Here is an 18,518-nt window from a genome sequence, read left to right on the forward strand (position 1 = left end):
TGCGGGCACGTCGAGCCTGTGCTCTGCGTCTCACCCACAGAAATCATAGAATGGATATTTTCGATGTGGCCTAATTTGCATTGCTCCGCGAGCAATTTCAGGAGAATAGTCTTGCATCGCGCGCAACATTCGGTGCCACGCAACCTCAGCCATCCGTGATTGAATCGAAGAACTGCAGGAGCAGGGATTTCGACGTATCGGTCAGGGGCCGTGCCGCCCGCCGAAACGACACCGCGAGCTTCTCGTCCGCATCACCGCCGGGCAGCGACGTGAGCTTGTGCTGATCGATCAGGCCCTTTCCGGTCAGGAACCAATCCAGCGATATATCGAGGCAATCACAGACCGAGATGGCGTGATCGATGGACATGGGCCCGTCGTTCTTCCATCGCGTGATCGTGCTTTCATTGACGTTGACGTCGTAGGCCAAGGCGAATTGTTTTCGAATTCCGCGCCGTTTCATCGCCTCGACAAGCCTTTGCCCGCGCGTGGACATTCCAAGCGTCTTGCCCTCGTTCCGGGTGCCGGCCGCTCTGAGAAGGACGATCAGCAACCTGAACGGTATTTCCTAGACGTAAAATCGTTTAGGTATAGTTTGGCTGCTCGCACGTGAGATCACACGCGTTGCTTTCGCGCATAGAGTGCGCTGCAGTGAAATAGCAATTTATAGTCGTAGTGCGCGGCGCATGTGACCGGCGTGTCGCTCGCGCTCGGTCACGTGCGCCACCTCGCCCGTTCGCGAATGATCGAACCCGCGATCGCGGAGTGGTGAGGGATGCGGCCACTCCAAGTTCGGGCAATCAAGGGCCAAGGACAGGAACGCGCAGACGACGCCGCTCGTATCGGCCGATCACGTTCGAGAGACGCCGCCCGCCGGGATCGCGGATTCGAGCCAGCCGAGACCGGCCGGGAGGGCGAACGCTCAGCTCTGGCTTTGCCGCTGCTGGATTGGCGCCTGCGCCGGCTCCACCCGGAGGCGCACGTCCAGGGTCTCGGTGCCGCCGCCCGTGCGGCTGCCGCGGATCGGCGCGGCACCGAGATAATCGAGGCCGATCGCCACCCGGATATAGGCCTCGTCGGTGCCGAGACCCTGCGACGGGTCGAACCTGACCCAGCCGAGATCTGGCACCAGCGCCTCGGCCCAGGCATGCCCCGCCTCGTGCTCGGCCGTCCCGTCGGGGCGCAGATAATAGCCCGAGACGTAGCGGGTCGGGATTTGGAGGTGGCGGGCGGCCGCGATGAAGACGTGGGTGAGGTCCTGGCAGACGCCCTTGCCGGCCTCGAAGGAGCGCGCCGCCGTCGTGCTGGCGCTCGCAGGGCCGGGCTCGAACGCCATGTGGTCGTGCACGGCCGCGAGCAGGCGGTGCAGGCAGGGCAGGACCGACCGTTCCCCCGCGGCCTGCGTGCGCTCGGCCAAAGCCTGGATCTCCGGGCTCGGCGAGACGAGGTCGGTCTCGCGGAGATAGAACAGATCGGGCAGACGCTCGACCACGCCCCGCACGATGCCGTGCGTCTCGTTCGTGTCGACTTCGCCGGAGACCCGGATCGTCAGCGCGCTGGCCGGCTCGTCCGGCGTGAACCAGTGCACGATGTTGCCGAATCCGTCCTCGCGCTCGGTGAGGCGCCCGTCCACCGAGGGCTCGATGCGCCAGCGCCGCACGTATTGCCCGTCATGGTCGCGCGGGGTCAGCCGCATCACCTGGATCAGCCCGCGCGCCGGCTGCTCGTAGGAATAGATGGTCTCGTGGACGACGTGGATGCGCATGCCTGGATATTACCGTTCAGATCCGCGTCCGCCAGAACGGGAGCAGCGCTCACGCGTCGCGGAATCGCGAGGTCGTCGAGGGTAGCCGCGGGCCCGGAGGCTCGACAAGGCGTCCTGGTCAGACAAGGTACTGGGCGATGATCGCCTCGCCGACCCGGCCGTTCTCCTCGATGAAGGCGCTGACGAATTCGTGCAGGCCCGAGGCGAAGACCCGGTCGATATCGTCGCCCTCCAGCCGCGCCAGCAGGTTGCCGGCCAGCCGCTGGCTGGCGCCGCGCCGGCCATAGGCGTCGGCGATGAGGTCGAGATGCTCCACCAGCACCCCGTAGCAATTGGTGAAGGAGCGCGGCATCTGCCGGTTCAGGATCAGCAGGTCGGCCACCAGCAGCGGCTTGATGCTCTCGCGGTAGACCCAGTGATAGGCGTTGAAGGCCGAGACCTCGCGCAGGATCGTGGTCCACTGGAAGTAATCGAGGCTGCCGCCGACCTTCTCGGAGGCCGGGAGCAGGATCTGGTACTTCACGTCGAGGATGCGGGCGGTGTTGTCGGCCCGCTCGATGGCGGTGCCGAGCCGCGTGAACCAATAGGCATCGTTGCGCAGCATCGTCCGGTAGGCCGAGCCGTCGAAGGTCAGCGAGATGCCCTTCACCCAGTCGAGGAAGCGCGAGAACTCCTCCCGGTTGAGGTCCCGGCCCTCGTAATTGCGCAATTCGAGCCAGGCGCCGTTGATCGTGTCCCACATCTCGGTGGTGAGGGCGGTGCGGACGCTGCGGGCATTCTCGCGGGCGGTCTCGATGCAGCTCCGGATCGAGGAGGGGTTGTGCGGGCTGAAGGCCAGGAAGTTGCTGACCGTGTCGGCGTTGATCCCGTCATAGAGGGGCTTGAACACCGCGGTGTCGCCGGCCGAGGCGAGGGCCGAGGCCCATTCATTGGTCTCGCCGCCGCCATAGGCGCTCGGCAGGGAGGCGAGCCGGTGCGCCGCGTCGAGGATGCGGGCCACGAACTCGGCGCGCTCGACGTAGCGCGAGAGCCAGTAGAGGTTGTCGGCGGTCCTGGACAGCATGGGCACTTCGCTACGAACGCTTCGGCCGCGACCGAAATGAGGGAATGCCTCGGATCGAGGCAGGTTAGCCTGCCGAATTTTGAGGCGGGCGCTCAGGCATCGAGGACCCAGGTGTCCTTGGTGCCGCCGCCCTGGCTCGAATTCACCACGAGCGAGCCTTCCTTCAGGGCCACGCGGGTGAGGCCGCCCGGCACGATCCGGATCTCGTCGGCGCCGCAGAGCACGAAGGGCCGCAGGTCGACGTGCCGGGGCGCGACGCCGGAGGCCACGAAGGTCGGGCAGGTGGAGAGCGACAGGGTCGGCTGGGCGACGAAGCCCTCGGGCGCGTGGCGCAGCCGCCGGCCGAACTCCTCGATCTCGCGCTTCGTCGCGTGCGGGCCGACAAGCATGCCGTAGCCGCCGGAGCCGTTGACCTCCTTCACGACGAGTTCGTGCAGGTTGTCCATGACGTAGCTGAACGCCTCCTTCTCGCGGCAGCGATAGGTCGGCACGTTGTGCAGGACCGGCTCCTCGCCGGTGAAGAACTTCACGATCTCCGGCATGTAGCTGTAGACCGCCTTGTCGTCCGAGATGCCGGTGCCGACGGCGTTGGCCAGCGTCACGGTCCCGCGCTCGTAGGCGTTCATCAGGCCGGGCACGCCGAGCACCGAATCGGGCCGGAAGACCAGCGGGTCGAGGAAGTCGTCGTCGAGGCGGCGATAGACCACGTCGACCCGGCGCGGCCCCTCGGTGGTGCGCATGTAGACGACGTCGTCCTTGGTGAAGAGGTCGGAGGCCTCGACCAGTTCGACGCCGAGCTTGTCGGCCAGGAACGAGTGCTCGTAGAAGGCCGAATTGTAGCGGCCGGGCGTGAGCAGCACGACGGTCGGATCGCGCGTCGCGGTCGTGGGCGCGAGGCTGCGCAGGGTCGCCAGCAGCGCGTCCGGGTAGTTCTCGACCGGGGCGACCCGGTGGCGGGAGAACAGATCCGGGAACAGGCGCAGCATCACCTCCCGGTTCTCCAGCATGTAGGAGACGCCCGACGGGATGCGGGCATTGTCCTCCAGCACGAAGAAGTCGTTCTCGCCGGTGCGGACGATGTCGATCCCGGCCACGTGGACATAGAGGTCGTGCGGCACCCGGAAGGCGCGCATCTCCATCCGGTAATGGGCGTTGCGGTAGACGAGGTCGGCCGGGATGATGCCGGCCTTGATGCATTCCTGCGCCCCGTAGATGTCGCGCAGGAAGGCGTTGATCGCGGTGACGCGCTGCTTGAGGCCGCGCTCCAGGAAGCCCCATTCGGGCTTCGTCAGCACCCGCGGGATGATGTCGAACGGGATCAGGCGCTCGGTGGATTCGTTGTCGCCGTAGACCGCGAAGGTGATGCCGATGCGCCGGAACAGGAGCTCGGCCTGGCTGCGGCGGGTGTTGAAATGTTCCGGGGGCGTCGCGTCGAGCCAAGCCTTGAGCTGGCCATAGGCCTCGCGAACCGCCGCGGGACTGAGCCCAGAGCCGTCCAGGCCCGTCATCTCGTCGAACGCCACGCCCGCCATTGCCCGCCTCCCTGACATCTCACGCTAGAGGCAAGAGGCGCGCCACGCAAAGGCAAAGACGGGCCCCGACATGACGTGCGGGTGATCGCGACACCGCCGCGGCGGAGGCCTCGGGATCACCCGGCTACGGCGGGCCATGTCGGGTCCGCCGGTCCTCAGATGAGTTTCAGGCCCTTGAGGCTGGCGTGGCCGTTGCGGCCCAGGATGATGTGATCGTGAACCACGATGCCGAGGGGCGCGAGGACGGCGGTAACCTCGCGCGTCATCTTCACGTCGGCGGAGGAGGGCGTCGGGTCGCCGGACGGGTGGTTGTGGGCCAGGATGATGGCGGTGGCGGAGAGTTCCAGCGAGCGCCGCGCCACCTCGCGCGGATAGACCGGGGTGTGGTCGACGGTGCCCCGGCCCTGCACCTCGTCAGCGATGAGGTGATTGCGCTTGTCGAGGAACAGGATGCGGAACTGCTCGCGGGGCGAGAACGCCATGGTGGCCCGGCAATATTCCAGCACGGCGCCCCAGGAGGACAGGAGTGGGCGCTCCGCGATGGCCCCGCGGGCGAGCCGGTGTCCCGCCGCCTCGATCAGCTTCAGGTCCGCCACGATGCCGGCGCTCATGCCCTCGACCTCGGCGAGGCGGGCGGGCTCGGCGCTGATCACCTCGGCAAAGCTCCCGAAGCGGCGGATCAGCCCCTTGGCCAGGGGCTTCACGTCCCGGCGGGGAATCGCCCGGAACAGGGCCAGTTCCAGAAGCTCGTAATCCGGCAACGCGTCCGCGCCCCCTTGCGCGAAGCGGGCGCGCAGGCGGTCGCGGTGGCCGAGATAATGCGGCGCCTCCCCGGGCTCGGGCGCGGCCGGAGCGTCGGCCCCGGCGAGGAGATCGGGTTCCGGCTCCGGCCGCCGCACCGACGCGGCCTCAGGCCGGAAGGTTCGACGGCTGGTGGTAGCCCTTGGGCGAGGCTGTGAAGATCTCGACGCCCGTCTCCGTCACCGCGACGGTGTGCTCGAACTGGGCCGAGAGCGAGCGGTCGCGGGTCACCGCCGTCCAGCCGTCGGAGAGCACCTTCACGGCCGGCCGCCCGAGATTGATCATCGGCTCCACGGTGAAGAACTGGCCGGGCTTCAGGGGCACGTCGTAGCTCGGCTCGACATAGTGCAGGATGGTGGGCGCGTCGTGGTAGATGCGCCCGAGCCCGTGGCCGCAGAAATCGCGCACGACGGAGCAGCGCTCGGCTTCGGCGAAGCTCTGGATCGCCCGGCCGATGTCATTCGTCGAGCCGCCAGGCTTGATCGCCGCGATGCCGCGCATCAGCGCCTCGTAGGTGATCTCGCAGAGGCGCTGCGCCTTGCGCGGCACCTCGCCCACATAGGCCATCCGGCTCGAATCGCCGTGCCAGCCATCGAGGATCAGGCAGATGTCGAGGTTGATGATGTCGCCCTCGCGCAGCGGCTTGTCGTTCGGGATGCCGTGGCAGACCACGTGGTTGATCGAGGTGCAGATCGATTTCGGGTAGCCCCGGTAGAACAGCGAGGCCGGGTAGGCGCCGTGGTCCATCGCGAAGGTGTAGACGAGGGCGTCGAGATGCTCCGTCGTCACGCCGGGCTGGGTCGCCGCCATCAGGAGGTCGAGGGCCTCGGCGGTGAGGCGGCCGGCGCGGCGCATGCCCTCGAAATCCGCCGGGCCGTGGATCGGCGGCTCGGGGGCGCGGCGCGCGCCCTGCACGGACGCTTGGTCTTGCTGGGTCATGGAATCGGGAGTCTTCGTGAAACCGGCTTGGTTCAGCCCCTATGTACGGTGCGGGCGCGGTGACGCCAACCCGCCGGCGGACCCGACGCGGCCGGACGCGCACTAGGATTGCGCCGCGCGAGCGGCTAGAGCCTGGGCCGCCCGTGGCGCCAGAGCCCGGGCCCGGATACGATGCACCCACGATGGACCCTGCGCGGCGCCGACGAGCCCGCGCCCCGGGAAGGCAGGACGGCGCGATGGCTGACAAGGCGGTACCGCACTTCCACAACGATATCGGCGTGGCGGTGATCCATGTGGGCTCGCGCGAGTTCATGTGCATCGGGGCGCTGCCGCCCTTCGACCACCCCCACGTCTTCCTCGACATGGGCGCCGATCACGAGATCATCTGCCAGTACTGCTCCACCCTCTACCGCTATCGGCCGAGCCTGAAGGCGGGCCATGCCGACCCCGAGACCTGCGTCTGGAACGATCGCGCCAAGGCCGCGGCTGAGTAGGGCCGGGCTCGCCGCGCGCCGTGAGCGCCCTCGATATCGTCATCGTCGGGGCCGGGATCGGCGGCCTGACGGCCGCGCTCGCCCTCAACGCCGCCGGCCACAGGGTGACGCTGGTCGAGCGCCGCACCGGCTTCAGCGAGGTCGGCGCCGGGCTCCAGCTCTCGCCGAATGCGAGCCGGGTCCTGATCGGCCTCGGCCTCGGCGCGGCCCTGCGCCGGGCCGCCTCCGAGCCGCCGGGCGTGATCGTGCGCGCCCTCGATTCGGGACGGCGCATCGGCGGCGTCACCCTCGGGACCACGGCCCGCGAGGCCTACGGCGCGCCCTACTACGTCATCCACCGGGCCGACCTGCAGACGCTCCTCCTCGACGCGGTCCGGGCCCGGCCGGGCATCCGCCTGCTCGTCGGGCGCGACGTCAGCGGCCTGTCCGAGACCGATGCTTCCATCGCCCTGACCCTCGCGAGCGGCAATGGCGGGCGCAGCGAGACTCTGACGGGCGATCTCGTCATCGGCGCCGACGGCCTGCGCTCGCGCATCCGCCAGCACCTCGATGCGCGCCCGCTCTCCCCCGGCCGCATGGGCGCGTGGCGGGCGGTGGTGCCGCGCGAGGCGGTGCCCGCCGACTTGCAGGGGGAGGCGACGGGGCTCTGGCTCGGGCGCGGCCGGCACGTGGTGCATTACCCGATCCTCGGCGGGCAGCGCCTCAACGTCGTGGCGATCGTGCCCGAGCGCCAGGGCGACGAGGATTGGGGCCGCCTCGGCGAGCCCGCGGTGCTGCGGGCGCATTTTCGCGATGCGGCGCCGCCCCTGGCCGAGCTTCTCGGCCTGCCGGATTCCTGGCTGGTCTGGTCCCTCGTCGAGCGGCGCGTCGCCCGCCCGATGGCGCGGGGCCGCGTCGCGCTGCTGGGCGATGCGGCGCATCCGGTCCTGCCGTTCCTGGCTCAGGGCGCCGCCCTGGCGATCGAGGACGCCGCGGTGCTCACCCGGTGCCTGTCCGTCGCGGACGTGTCGGGCGCGCTCGCGGCCTATACGGGCGCCCGCACGCGCCGGGCCCGAAGGGTCCAGCGGGCGGCGCGCCAGAACGGGCGCACCTACCACGCGCGGGGCATCACGGCCTTCGTGCGCAACGCCGTGATGCGCCGCCTCGGGCCCGACCGCATGCGCGAGCGCTATGCCTGGCTCTATGGCTGGACGCCCGAGACCCGCTGAGCCGCGCTTGATCTACGCAGCCGCTCTCGCTACCGCAGGGACGGATGCGGACGTGGCGAAACCGGTAGACGCACGAGACTTAAAATCTTGCGGCCGTGAGGCTGTGCGGGTTCGAGTCCCGCCGTCCGCACCAACACTTAGTTCGGTTTCGGGGTTCAGGCTGAAGCGGCTGGGGTAACGCTGAGGGTAACAGCGCGACCAGTCGCTTAGGAGATTGGGCTCACGGGTTTGTGAGCACCTGGGTCGGAAAAGACTCAGCTGCCGGCGAAGCTCCGGCGGGCAAGCAGGCTCGATCTGCCCAAGTTTGCGCCACTCTCATACGCGATTACCCTCGGTCGAGAGCAGCCCCAGACCATCGACCGAGCAACAGCGAGAGCCGCATCTCGGCCATGGCCCAGCGGGCGTGCGCGAGGGCAACCCGAGCAAGGATTAGGCGCATGGGTCCGCTCCCGCCTCACACGCCGATTCGTTCTCCAGCTGGAAGAGGCGATCCCAATCAAGAATGATGCGCTCTGCGAGTTCTTTGAGCGCATCGCCCATGACGTCGACCCCGCTGGGATCAAGGAGGCCTCGAGCGGAGCCCATGGTCTGCAGAGCTAGCGCCCAAGAGCGTATTTTGTACACGTCCATCTCCATGTCGGTGACGATGGAAGCGACTTCCTCGCGACGGCTCGCACTCATAACTCGGCCCTCCGCCAGTCGCAGCGGAGGGGCTCAAAACGAGGGCGGCACGGGATGAGGGCTGCGCTTGCACGGCCGGGTCGTCAGATGCGTGGTACCCACCGCCCCCGTTGGCGACCGGCAGATAGTCGAACACCTGATCTCGCTTTTCGTCGTACCAGACGCAGCGAAAACCAGGGCCATAGTCGCTCTGCCCTCCCTTCCGGCCGCGCTCCCATTTCAGATAGCGCCGCTCCATCGCGAGCCAGGTTTCGTAACTGTCGAGAAGTTCGTGAGTGACGGGTTCGGCGACAGCGGTAGGGGCGCCGATGTGAGTGATTCCTCCACCGACGAGTGGAAGGCGTGCGAGGCCGCGAAGAAAGCCGCGACGGGATGCGGGGCCACTCATGCGCGCCTCCCATCGAGCCGATCTAATAAGGCGATGTCGTTCTCGATCCGGTCGGCGATGGCTTGGCGCAGCTCGCGGAGGCTCTGCCGGTCCGGATCTGCAGCATGCATGGCCGCGAGGGCGACCGTGACGAGACCCGGCCGGCGCGAGGGTCCCGTGGGTAATAAGCCTCGGCGCTCGCCACGGCCGAAGCGGATAACAGGACAGCCCCGGTCGCCAAGATCCAATCTCGTTCCATCGAGCCACCCCAACCCCCTGCCGGCCATCTCAGACGCAGCGTAGTGCAGACGTGGTTGCAGGCTCGTTGCCGGGAGCATTCGCATAATCAGCGCGATTTCCTTCGCGTAAGTTCCAGTATGGAGCTGCTCCCGCTCACAGCCCCGGACCAACCAATCCGGGTACGTCTCGATCCGCTTGCCGCCGCAGGCCGTGCACCACAGCGGAAGGGCGATATCCACGTACCGGAACCGTTGAGGAGCACACAGCGCTACTAGCCGTATGACTCTGCTCGACGACACCGTGCTCTCACTCCTCGCATTGGCAGCTTCTTACAAGCCTGGAACCATCATCGAGGCTGAGCGAGCGGTAGATGCCTACCTAACCCAGTTCCAAGGCATCCAAGCGCGTCTGGCTGCGATGGATGCCCTGTTCCACGAACTCGCATTGCCGGAGCATCGCGCTCGCAATCGCGGCGGCTTGTTCGAACTGATCGAACTGCACCTGGAGCGCAGACACCGCGAGATCGTACGCCAGTTTCAGTAGGCGTCGGCCGCGCGAGCTTCGGAAGGGTTGGGCGGGACAGCTATGACTGGCAGCCCGACGTGAGCAGCGCCGTTCTGAGATTGGATATTACGGAACCTGAAGAGCGCCGGCTTCCGAAATTCAAGAACTTTGTGTCTTGGGCACTTGCCCGCGTTTTTACGGCTTCGCCATTGCGAAACCCTGATCCGCATTGCCGCTGCTTCTCAAACCTGTGGCGGCTTACCCGCGTCGAGCTGCTGCAGGAGCTGAGCGATGCGGGTGCTCTGGGGCTCCTCAAGCACAGGGGCGTAGAGCTTCTGTAACTGGCGACCGAGGCCTAGGCGGATGGCCGCCTTCAGCATCGGACGGTGAGGCCCTTGCCACCCCCGGTCATTATTCCCCGGCTTGTCGGGCATGCCGTGCTCCAGCCCCGCCATCAGACTGCGCGGGACGAAGGCCCGAACCTGCGGTCAAGTTTGCAGCCGTTCAGCTAAGGTCGCGTTAACGCTATTCGAGCCGCGCGCTCGTATCGCCTGATTGCGCGCGTGCGCGAGGCACTCAGGCAGCTCCTCCATGCAACCCTGAACGACATCATCGCTGAGGAAGGCTGCGCCCGGGAACTCAGCGAGCTGACTTTTGAGTTGCCCCGCGACGGACACGAACGGGTTAGCCGACGCGGTCCGGATGGCTATCCGTCAGCATCACACCAAAGAGCGGGACTGCGCGGCAAACCGGCCGCGCCCATTGAGTGGCGGTGGGTAGCGCAAGCTGGGGGCCTCCGGCGGCGCGCTGCTTCTGAGGGCAAGAGACCACGTATTTTTCCCTTATTGTCACGCTTTCCTTGACCAGTGTCCTCGCCTAAGAGGCCCCCCGCTGAGTAGGGACCTCACTAAGGCTTAACCGTATGCCCGCATGTCGTTGAACGGCGCTGTATCCGCCCCCGTCGCTCTGGTGGTCGAAGACGAGGACCTCGTGCGCATGATGGCCATGGACATGCTGGAGGAAGCCGGCTTCGCTGTGCTCGAGGCCGCGACAGCGGATGCGGCCCTGCAGATCCTAGAGGGCCGGGCTGACATCAGCCTGGTGTTCACCGACGTGGAGATGCCGGGGTCGATGAACGGCTTTGCCCTGGCGCGCCATGTCGCCTCGCGCTGGCCCATGATCCGTGTCGTTGTCGCATCTGGACGCTGCTATGCGACGCCCGGTGAGATCCCACCCCACGTGCCGTTCCTACGCAAGCCGTACTACGAGGCGCAGCTAGCCGACGCGATCAAGGGTGCCGCATGAAGAAAGGGAGCATCAGGCTGCAGGTCAGAGTGTTCTCACGACCCAGCGAATTCCTGCGCCACGACAGCCCAGCTTTTCCAGGCGTCCTTCAGCAGTGGGGGATAAGAACTGGAACGGATGTTCGGGCACCTTTACGGGAGCAGGGCCGTCTCTGAATGGGAGCAAGTTCCACGAAGTTGCCGACTTTGCGCCCGGGATGATCTGGCGCTTCCGCCTCGACAGTCTGTGCGACTGGTTCAACAAGCCCCGGCTCGGCGTCAGCGATCAAACCATGGCTGGAGAGTTCGGCAATGGCTGGGCCAGGCGAGCGCTCGGCGCTGGGCGTCTCAGCCGGCCTTTCCGGTCTGCGGTTCGGGGTGACATTCAGCGTCGAGGTTCAGAGAGACGGTGCAGAGCACCTGCCCGTTGGTATCGCGAACATACGCCAGGAAGTGGCGCCGTCCGTCCTTCGGCGGGGCTTCCCGACCCACGTCGGGCAACGCAGCGATCGCCGCGTCACGCGCGGCTTGCAGGCCATCAAACTCCTGCCCCTCCTCATCCGCCAGACGCAGGCCGCCGTCGTCATAATCAATGAAATAGCGCGGCATGGGTTGAGGTTTATCCAGCAAGGGCCTGACGGGCGTCCGGAGCTAAAAAGCCTGTCCAGGCGGTTGGTTGCGTTGCTCACTCCGGCGAACGCCAGCTCTCATCACCAGCGCATGAATGGCTGGCTGATTTTGCATCCAATGTGCACTTGTAGACAGACAGCCGCCAAGGCGCTGCAGTAGGGTGATTGTGCCAGACTACCATCGAACAAGCTGCCGCTGCCTTCATGACCTTTCCCCATGAACTCTCCCCCAGCGGCAACCTTCTCTTGGAGACGCTGCGCGCGAAGGATCGCGCGCTCCTCGTGCCCTATCTGGAACTGAAGGAGCATCAGCGCGGAGACGTGCTGTTTGAGGTGGGCGAGAAGGTCTCCTGCATCTCGTTCCCGTGCGGGCAGAGCGTGGCAGCGCTGGTGATCACCATGCGTGACGGGCGCACTGTCGAGACTGCCACCGTCGGTCACGAGGGTGCAATCGGTGGGGTGGTCAGCCAGGGTTACCTACCAGCCTTCAGTAGAGCTGTGATGCAGATTGGCGGACCAGTGCTGCGCATGGATGCCGTGCATCTGCAGGAGGCCAAGAAGGCCTCACTCGCGCTCCGCAACCTGTTCACACGCTACTCGGACTGCCTGCTCGCTCAGGTCTTGCAGTCAGTCGCCTGCAACGCCGTGCATCCGATCGAGGCGCGCTGCGCCCGCTGGCTCCTCAGCCTGCAGGACCGAATTGGTGGCGACGTTCTACCGATCACGCACGAGCTGCTCGCCGAGTTGCTGGGGGTGCAGCGCACCTACCTGACCCGCACCCTCAAAACCTTGCAGAAGCAGGGCCTGATCCAGGCCGGGCGCGGGCGCATCATCGTCTGTAACCGTGTCGAGATGGAAAAAGCAGCTTGCGAGTGTCACGCCGCGATCAAGCGGCACTTCCAAGCCGTGTTGGGCGCGGTCTACAGCGACAGCGGCACGCTGGTGGCGATGCACCCCATCCCCCGCAACGCAGAGGTAGCCCATGCCGTCTGAATGGGTGTTTACCGGCGTGGAACGGAACAATCATCAGGGCTTAGGCCTCGCATCGTGATGACCCGGCCGTCTGACCTCTCCACCGAGCAGGCCCGGCTGGAGGCGCTCGCGCGCTATCAGGTGCTCGACACGCCGCGCGAGGAAAATTTCGACAGCATCGCCGAACTGGCGGCCGAGATCTGCGGCACGCCGATTGCCGCGGTGAACCTGATCGCTGACGGGCGGCAGTTCTTCAAGGCCGAAGTCGGTCTGGGCGTGCGCGAGGCCCCGCTCGACACCGCGTTCTGCCGGCAGGCCATTCTGCAGGAAGACTTCCTGTACGTGCCCGATGCCACGCGTGATCCGCGCTTCGAATGCAACCCGCTGGTCACCGGCGAACCGGGAGTGCGCTTCTATGCCGGCGCTCTAGTCAAGACGGCCGAGGGCCACCCGATCGGCACGGTCTGTGTGCTCGACACCAAGCCGCGCGAGTTGAGCACGCGCCAGCAGGGCAGCCTGAAAGGTCTGGCACGGCAGACAATGGCGCAGCTGGAACTGCGCCGCACCCTGCGCGAGCAGCGTGAGCAGCAACTCCTGCAGGAGCGCATCCTCGACAGCGCCAGCGACTACGCGATCATCGCAATGGACTGCGGTGGGCGGATCACCCTCTGGAACGCAGGTGCCGAGCGCGTTCTTGGCTGGACTGAGAAGGAGATGTTGGGCGAGCGGACCCATGCCTTCTTCACGCCGGAGGACCGGGCAGCCAACCGGCCCGAGATCGAGATGGGTCTGGCGCTGGAGCACGGCAGTGCGCCCGACGAGCGCTGGCACCGGCGCAAGAATGGCGTGCGGTTCTGGGCCAATGGCGAGCTGATGCCGCTGAAGGCGGAGAACGGTGAGATCCAGGGCTTCCTGAAGATCCTGCGCGATCGCACGCAGCAGCGCCTGGACGTGGCGGAGCGGAATGCCAGTGAATTGCGCTTCCGCTCACTCGTCGAGGTCAGCCCGCAGGTGGTCTGGTTCAGCGACGCACACGGCAACATCACCTACTGCAACCCGATCTGGTACGAGTTCACAGGGCTGAGCCCGGGCGACACCAGCGGTGATGGCTGGGCCAGCGTCATCCATCCCGGCCATCGAAATCGGGTGCTCGGGGTCTGGAAGCATGCCGTCGAGGCCCTCGGCTCCTACGAGGTCGAGATCCCATTCCGCCGCGCCTCGGATGGCCAGTACCGCTGGTTCCTGGCGCGCGGCAAACCCGTCTTCGATGCCGCCGGCCACGTCGAGAGTTGGATCGGCATTGCGGTGGACATCCACGAGCGCAAGCAGGCGGAGCAGCGCTTCGAAGCGCTGACCGAGCTGGCCCCGGCGATCATCTGGTTCGGCAACCCAGACGGCAGTCTCAGCTACCTCAATGACTTCTGGTACAGCTACACCGGGCAGACGGCAGAGCAGGCCCTGCCGCTGGGCTGGGCCGACGTGATCCATCCGGACGACCTCGCGCCCCTGCAGCGGATCTGGGATGATGCCCGAGCACGTGGCGTGCTGTACGACACCGAAGCTCGTCTGCGTCGGCGTGACGGTGTTTACCGCTGGTTCCTGATCCGAGCCGAGCCGCTGGTGGACGAGGGCGGCCAGGTGGTCGGCTGGCTTGGCAGCAACACCGACATCCAGGATCGCAAGCATACCGAGGACGCCTTGCTGAAGGCGCAGGACAAGCTGCGTCTGGCGATTGAGGCGACGGACATCGGCATCTTCGACTACGACCTGGTCACCGGCGATCTGGGCTGGGACGTGCGCACCCAGGCGTTGTTCGGCCTGCCGCCGGGCGCACCTGTCAGCTACGAGACTTTTCTGGACGGACTGCATCCGGAGGACCGCAGCCGGGTTGATGCCGCGGTGCAGGCGGTGCTCGATCCCGCCAACACAGGCCTCTACGACATCGAGTACCGCACCATCGGCTTAGAGGATGGGATTGAGCGCTGGGTGGCGGCCAAGGGGCAGGCGATCATCGAGAACGGCCGCGCGGTGCGCTTCATCGGTACTGTCCGGGACGTTAGCGCTAGCCGGCGCGCCGAGCAGGAGCTGCGCGAGACGGAAGAGCGCCTGCGCCTGGCCGCGCGCGCGACCAATGACGCAATTTGGGACTGGAACCTCGGCAGCGACCACATCCGCTGGAACGAAGCGGTGCAGACCCTGTTCGGCTACGCCGCGGACGAAGTCGGCCCAAGCGGCTCCTGGTGGAAGTCACACATCCACCCCGATGACCGGGACCGCGTGAAGGCCGGCATCTACGCCGTGATCAACGGCCGGTCCGAGCACTGGAGCGACGAGTACCGCTTCCTGCGCGCTGACGGCTCCTATGCTGACATCCTCGATCGCGGCTACGTGCTGCGCGACGAGCGCGGCCATGCTGTGCGCATGATTGGCGCGATGCTCGACATCAGCGCCCGCAAGCGCGCCGAGGAGCACCAGAAGCTGCTCACCAACGAGCTGCAGCACCGGGTCAAGAACAGCCTCGCGCTGGTCCAGGCGATTGCCAGCCAGACGTTCCGCAACGCAACCGACATCGACGAGGCGCGCGAAGCCTTTGCCGCGCGGTTGATCTCGCTGGGCCGCGCGCACGACATCCTCACACAGTCGAGCTGGACGGCCGCGCCCATCGCGGAGGTAATCGAGGGTTCGCTCAGCGTGCATCAGCAGGCTGGGGCCTCGCGCATCCGGATCAACGGACCTAACGTGCTGCTCGGAGCCAAGCCGGCGCTCTCGCTCGCGCTGGCCCTTCATGAGCTGGCGACCAACGCGGCGAAGTACGGCGCGCTGTCCATTGAGACGGGCGTAGTTGAGCTGCGCTGGCACGTGGTGCACGAGGCTGATGAACCCCGGTTTTGCTTGACCTGGTCCGAGCACGGCGGCCCGCGGCTGCAGGCGCCCCCAACGCGCAAGGGCTTTGGCTCTCGGCTGATCGAGCGCAGCTTCGCAGCCGAGGTCGGTGGCGGGGTGAAGCTGACCTACGCGCCCACAGGTCTGGTCTGCCGTCTGGAGGCGCCGCTGGCCTCGATGCAGGAGCAGCGCAGCGAGATCGCGGCCTAGCTGTAACGGCTTAGCTCGTTTTGCGCTTCGCTTTCTGTTGAGGGTCAGCAGCCCTGCGCGAATTGGGCGTTTCGGAACCACCTCCTTCGCCGGGTTGTCGCAAAAATCAGGAATTTCGCGACAGACGCTCGGCTTGGCGGTATCCTGCGGCAAAGGCTCGGTGAGCGCGCAGTGACGGACATCGAGGAGCTGAAGGGCATAGCCAGCGAACTGGCGGCCATGAAGGGGAGGTTTGTGAAAGGGAACGGCGAGCTGTTCCTGCGCACGGATGATCAAGCCAGCTTCTCAGCCCTGGAGGCAGAAGCTAGGTCGATACTAGGCAGCGAGAGTGCCCAGTCGCTCGCGTGACCGGGGCTGCAGAAGGTTCTTGACCTGAGTGTAGGGGCGCGGCCGATTGATCACCTCGTCCAGGCGCGACCACAGCGTCTTGGGCGAGAACGGCTTGGCGATTATCTCGTTTACGCCGAGCCGCACAGCTCGCTCCACCCGGTCCTTGCGGGGCTGAGCCATCATCAGGACGATTGGGATCGTGGAACACGGCGAGGTGCTGAAGTCCCGCGCAAGCCGAATGAACTCCTCACCGGAGAGGATGGCGAGGTCCCAGTCCAAGACAACCAGGTCCGGCTTGCTCTCGGCAAGGACGCCCAGTGCCTCGGCTCCATCCGGTGCCTCCAGAACGCGTCGAATGCCGGTGCGCATCAGCATGTCGCGCACGATGCGGCGGATGTAGAGCCTCTCATCCACCAGGGTGGCGAGATCTGGAAAGGTCGGGGCTCCAATCATCGCCAGCAGAACCTGCTCGAACCGGCTCGGCTCCGTCGTCCTTCAGCCCGCCAGGCGCTGGCTCTGGCGCTTCGCCTGCTCAAACGCTTGCAGATCCAGCGCAAGCGCCACGAGCTGCGTGCTCTTCAGCCGCGCAGGGTCCATTTCGGTGCCGATCCCGTGCTGCAGGTAAACCTCCTGCATCTCGGGCGTGCGCATCGCGCCGCCCATCGTCCAGTTGGGAAACAGCCGCACCTCAACGTCGCGCACGTTCATGATGGTTGTGCTCGTGTGGCGCGTGTCCCGCGCGATCCGGTTGTATGTTTCCGTCACTCGGGCTCGCTCACCCTCCAGGATCTGCACGAACCATGTCTTGTCGAAGATCAGGAAGCCGGTGATCCCGTCGCGGCTGTTGTTGCGCTGAGAAGCTGAGACGATCTCGCGCAGGTTCGTCAGCATGGCGCGGTCGCCACCGGGTACCGTGTTGCGGCTGAAGTAGACGAGCTGATGGATCATGAGCGACGCGCCTGCTGCGAGTTACTGGGGCAATCACCGACGGCTATGCAGACCTGCCACTGACGGCGGCGTTACATCGACTCGTCATGCCGGCAGAGTGCCCTTTGACTCGCTAAGACATCCTGAATTTCTGCGTGAGTATTCTGCCATAAGAGCATGCCTCTGAGGAGAAGCGGGCAACGATCTCTGATTTAGGCTTAGGTCTTGGAGAATTTATGCTATGACCATCGTGGAGCTCGTCAGGCCGTTTGCCGAAACGCTCGATCTTGCTGTGCTGGTGACCGACGGCGATCTGGATCGGCCCGGCCCGACGATCCTGTACGCCAACTCGGCCTTCGCGCGGATGAGTGGCTACCCCGTTGCGGAGATCCTGGGTCAGGCGCCGCGACGGCTGCAGGGGCCGGGCACAAGCCGGCAGGCGGCACGCGCGGTCACGCGCCAGTTGCGGACTGGGGGGCGCTTCCACGGCGTACTGGAGAACTACCGAAAGGCTGGCGAGGCTTATCTGTGCGAGATCGACGTGCGCCCAATCCGAGGGCCAGATGGGCAGCCGACCGCCTTCATCGCCTTCGAGCGGAGGTAGTACGCCGCCGTGGCAGGCCTTCACAGGGTGGGGCGGGGCGATACCGCCCGCTGGGTGAGACAGCATCAGAACCCTTGTCGCTCTACGGAGAGCCGGGGCTGTTCACCTGATGTCACGCGGGATGCACTTGAGTTTGGCCACAGCGCTCGGTCAGCCCAATCAGGACGGGCAGAGCGATCCGACTAACTGGCAGCACGCACGAAGCAGGCGGCGAACTCGTGGGGGCCATAGGTCCGGCCTGTGATGTCGGTGATGTGCACCTCAGCCAGACCCTCGTCCCGCAGGTGCAGGGCTGTCTCCAGGGCCAAATCGGGTGTCTGCCGCTGGAAGGAGACGGGTCGGCCGTTCTGCGTTCCGGTGACGATCAGCTGCACGGTGTTTTCCTCAATCTACCAAGCCGGAGGGTGCCGCTGGACGGCGAGCTTCCATGGCCCAGGAAGAGTGAACGCGGGCATGCCGCAGAAAGTTACCGCACCTGCCCCGTCCATGCGCCCCTGGTATGCCGGGCATTCCAGCGGGTGATTGTGTGCTGCGAACTGGTGTGTGAGAAGCCGGCCATGCACCGCAGCGATGGCGTCGCGGCGGTGCGCGCTCTTCATGAGCGTTTCCTCCCTAGACTTCGGGCCGCTCCCTCACCGGGGCGGCCTTTTTTATGCCTTGGGTGGCAGGCTTTAAGCCCCTTTATCCGCCGGCCGACAAGCACCATTTTGCGCCACCAGCTTCCATGTGGCGTTTTACTGCGCATGACAGGTCCGTGATGCCCTACGCCCTTCACCGACTCGCAGCCGGCAGCTTCGACCTGCTACTCGATGGCACTGTCATGGGTAGCGTGGTTCGCGACATCACCGCAGATGGGGAGGTCAGGCATTGGCGCGCCGAGTTGCTGGACGATCTTCCGCCCTTGCAGAGGCCGCAGCCCTTCACGGAGATCGAACATCGCTTCGACACTCTCGAAGAGGTTCTGGCTTGGCTCGGTGATGCCCAGATCGCCAACAACTGAGCCGAACTGAAGCCGGTTGGACCGCCTCATACCAACTCTCACTGATCAGAACTCATGGGCCCAGGCGCGCTGGCCGATGGACATGATAC

21 protein-coding genes and 1 tRNA gene are annotated in these 18,518 nt (G+C 66.1%); 10 read left to right on the plus strand and 12 right to left on the minus strand.

Translation table 11 applies throughout. The annotated features are described in order from the left end of the window. Window positions 1–145: 145 nt before the first annotated feature. The 6 genes from F6X53_RS25700 to map all read right to left on the minus strand — a co-directional run bounded on the left by F6X53_RS25700 (window position 146) and on the right by map (window position 6,097). A complete protein-coding gene (locus F6X53_RS25700) occupies window positions 146–550 on the minus strand; it encodes a helix-turn-helix domain-containing protein (RefSeq protein ID WP_238298722.1) in 405 nt (134 codons plus the stop codon). A gap of 369 nt (window positions 551–919) precedes the next feature. After that, on the minus strand, window positions 920–1,762 hold the full coding sequence (locus F6X53_RS25705; protein ID WP_151003690.1) for a transglutaminase family protein: 843 nt from the start codon (window positions 1,760–1,762) through the stop codon (window positions 920–922). A gap of 118 nt (window positions 1,763–1,880) precedes the next feature. Continuing rightward, window positions 1,881–2,825: an alpha-E domain-containing protein gene (locus tag F6X53_RS25710; protein WP_151003692.1), complete on the minus strand. Its 945-nt coding sequence runs from the start codon at window positions 2,823–2,825 to the stop codon at window positions 1,881–1,883. A 92-nt stretch (window positions 2,826–2,917) separates the two neighbouring features. Then, window positions 2,918–4,357, minus strand: coding sequence for a circularly permuted type 2 ATP-grasp protein (locus F6X53_RS25715; RefSeq protein ID WP_151003693.1), 1,440 nt, complete (start codon window positions 4,355–4,357; stop codon window positions 2,918–2,920). A gap of 155 nt (window positions 4,358–4,512) precedes the next feature. After that, window positions 4,513–5,256: a RadC family protein gene (radC, locus tag F6X53_RS25720; RefSeq protein ID WP_151003696.1), complete on the minus strand. Its 744-nt coding sequence runs from the start codon at window positions 5,254–5,256 to the stop codon at window positions 4,513–4,515. A gap of 10 nt (window positions 5,257–5,266) precedes the next feature. Further along, a complete protein-coding gene (gene map / locus F6X53_RS25725; protein ID WP_151003698.1) occupies window positions 5,267–6,097 on the minus strand; it encodes a type I methionyl aminopeptidase in 831 nt (276 codons plus the stop codon). Between the two features lie 236 nt (window positions 6,098–6,333). On the opposite strand from map, the gene F6X53_RS25730 reads away from it, so the two are divergent. The 3 genes from F6X53_RS25730 (at window position 6,334) to F6X53_RS25740 (ending at window position 7,932) form a co-directional block, all read left to right on the plus strand. Beyond that, window positions 6,334–6,591 carry a zinc-finger domain-containing protein gene (locus F6X53_RS25730; RefSeq protein ID WP_151003701.1) on the plus strand — a complete coding sequence of 86 codons (258 nt, stop codon included), beginning with the start codon at window positions 6,334–6,336 and terminating at the stop codon, window positions 6,589–6,591. A gap of 20 nt (window positions 6,592–6,611) precedes the next feature. Further along, window positions 6,612–7,799: an FAD-dependent oxidoreductase gene (locus F6X53_RS25735; RefSeq protein WP_151003703.1), complete on the plus strand. Its 1,188-nt coding sequence runs from the start codon at window positions 6,612–6,614 to the stop codon at window positions 7,797–7,799. Window positions 7,800–7,845: 46 nt separating this feature from the next. Further along, window positions 7,846–7,932, plus strand: a tRNA-Leu gene (locus tag F6X53_RS25740). 296 nt (window positions 7,933–8,228) lie between these two features. Here the strand turns inward: F6X53_RS25740 and F6X53_RS25745 are convergent. After that, window positions 8,229–8,480 (minus strand): hypothetical protein, encoded by a 252-nt coding sequence (locus tag F6X53_RS25745; RefSeq protein WP_151003705.1) that lies wholly within the window; start codon window positions 8,478–8,480, stop codon window positions 8,229–8,231. A 384-nt stretch (window positions 8,481–8,864) separates the two neighbouring features. Then, entirely contained in the window at window positions 8,865–9,326 is a 462-nt protein-coding gene (locus F6X53_RS25750; protein ID WP_151003706.1) for a hypothetical protein, read from the minus strand. Window positions 9,327–9,366: 40 nt separating this feature from the next. Between F6X53_RS25750 and F6X53_RS25755 the strand changes: the two genes are divergently transcribed. Further along, window positions 9,367–9,630, plus strand: a complete 264-nt coding sequence (locus F6X53_RS25755) for a hypothetical protein (RefSeq protein ID WP_151003708.1) — start codon at window positions 9,367–9,369, stop codon at window positions 9,628–9,630. Between the two features lie 891 nt (window positions 9,631–10,521). Further along, on the plus strand, window positions 10,522–10,896 hold the full coding sequence (locus tag F6X53_RS25760; RefSeq protein WP_151003710.1) for a response regulator: 375 nt from the start codon (window positions 10,522–10,524) through the stop codon (window positions 10,894–10,896). A gap of 326 nt (window positions 10,897–11,222) precedes the next feature. On the opposite strand, the gene F6X53_RS25765 is transcribed toward F6X53_RS25760, so the two are convergent. Continuing rightward, window positions 11,223–11,483: a DUF6894 family protein gene (locus F6X53_RS25765; RefSeq protein WP_151003712.1), complete on the minus strand. Its 261-nt coding sequence runs from the start codon at window positions 11,481–11,483 to the stop codon at window positions 11,223–11,225. A 224-nt stretch (window positions 11,484–11,707) separates the two neighbouring features. Between F6X53_RS25765 and F6X53_RS25770 the strand changes: the two genes are divergently transcribed. From F6X53_RS25770 to F6X53_RS32680, 3 genes are all read left to right on the plus strand, one after another. Beyond that, entirely contained in the window at window positions 11,708–12,496 is a 789-nt protein-coding gene (locus F6X53_RS25770; RefSeq protein WP_151003714.1) for a Crp/Fnr family transcriptional regulator, read from the plus strand. Window positions 12,497–12,553: 57 nt separating this feature from the next. Next, complete coding sequence (locus tag F6X53_RS25775; RefSeq protein ID WP_191971006.1) at window positions 12,554–15,568, plus strand: PAS domain S-box protein; 3,015 nt, start codon at window positions 12,554–12,556, stop codon at window positions 15,566–15,568. A 171-nt stretch (window positions 15,569–15,739) separates the two neighbouring features. After that, window positions 15,740–15,916, plus strand: a complete 177-nt coding sequence (locus F6X53_RS32680) for a hypothetical protein (protein WP_191971004.1) — start codon at window positions 15,740–15,742, stop codon at window positions 15,914–15,916. On the opposite strand, the gene F6X53_RS25780 is transcribed toward F6X53_RS32680, so the two are convergent. Next, entirely contained in the window at window positions 15,884–16,351 is a 468-nt protein-coding gene (locus F6X53_RS25780) for a response regulator (protein ID WP_151003719.1), read from the minus strand. The two genes, F6X53_RS32680 and F6X53_RS25780, sit on opposite strands and share 33 nt — an antisense overlap. A 42-nt stretch (window positions 16,352–16,393) precedes the next feature. After that, window positions 16,394–16,846: a BLUF domain-containing protein gene (locus F6X53_RS25785; protein WP_151003721.1), complete on the minus strand. Its 453-nt coding sequence runs from the start codon at window positions 16,844–16,846 to the stop codon at window positions 16,394–16,396. 220 nt (window positions 16,847–17,066) lie between these two features. Here F6X53_RS25785 and F6X53_RS25790 point away from each other — a divergent pair, with 220 nt between their 5' ends. After that, window positions 17,067–17,429: a PAS domain-containing protein gene (locus F6X53_RS25790; protein ID WP_238296263.1), complete on the plus strand. Its 363-nt coding sequence runs from the start codon at window positions 17,067–17,069 to the stop codon at window positions 17,427–17,429. A 182-nt stretch (window positions 17,430–17,611) separates the two neighbouring features. On the opposite strand, the gene F6X53_RS25795 is transcribed toward F6X53_RS25790, so the two are convergent. Continuing rightward, window positions 17,612–17,803 (minus strand): hypothetical protein, encoded by a 192-nt coding sequence (locus tag F6X53_RS25795; protein WP_151003724.1) that lies wholly within the window; start codon window positions 17,801–17,803, stop codon window positions 17,612–17,614. Between the two features lie 383 nt (window positions 17,804–18,186). Between F6X53_RS25795 and F6X53_RS25800 the strand changes: the two genes are divergently transcribed. Continuing rightward, entirely contained in the window at window positions 18,187–18,429 is a 243-nt protein-coding gene (locus F6X53_RS25800; RefSeq protein ID WP_151003726.1) for a hypothetical protein, read from the plus strand. Window positions 18,430–18,518: the final 89 nt, after the last annotated feature.

This window comes from Methylobacterium soli (assembly GCF_008806385.1).
Taxonomy (GTDB): Bacteria; Pseudomonadota; Alphaproteobacteria; order Rhizobiales; family Beijerinckiaceae; genus Methylobacterium; species Methylobacterium soli.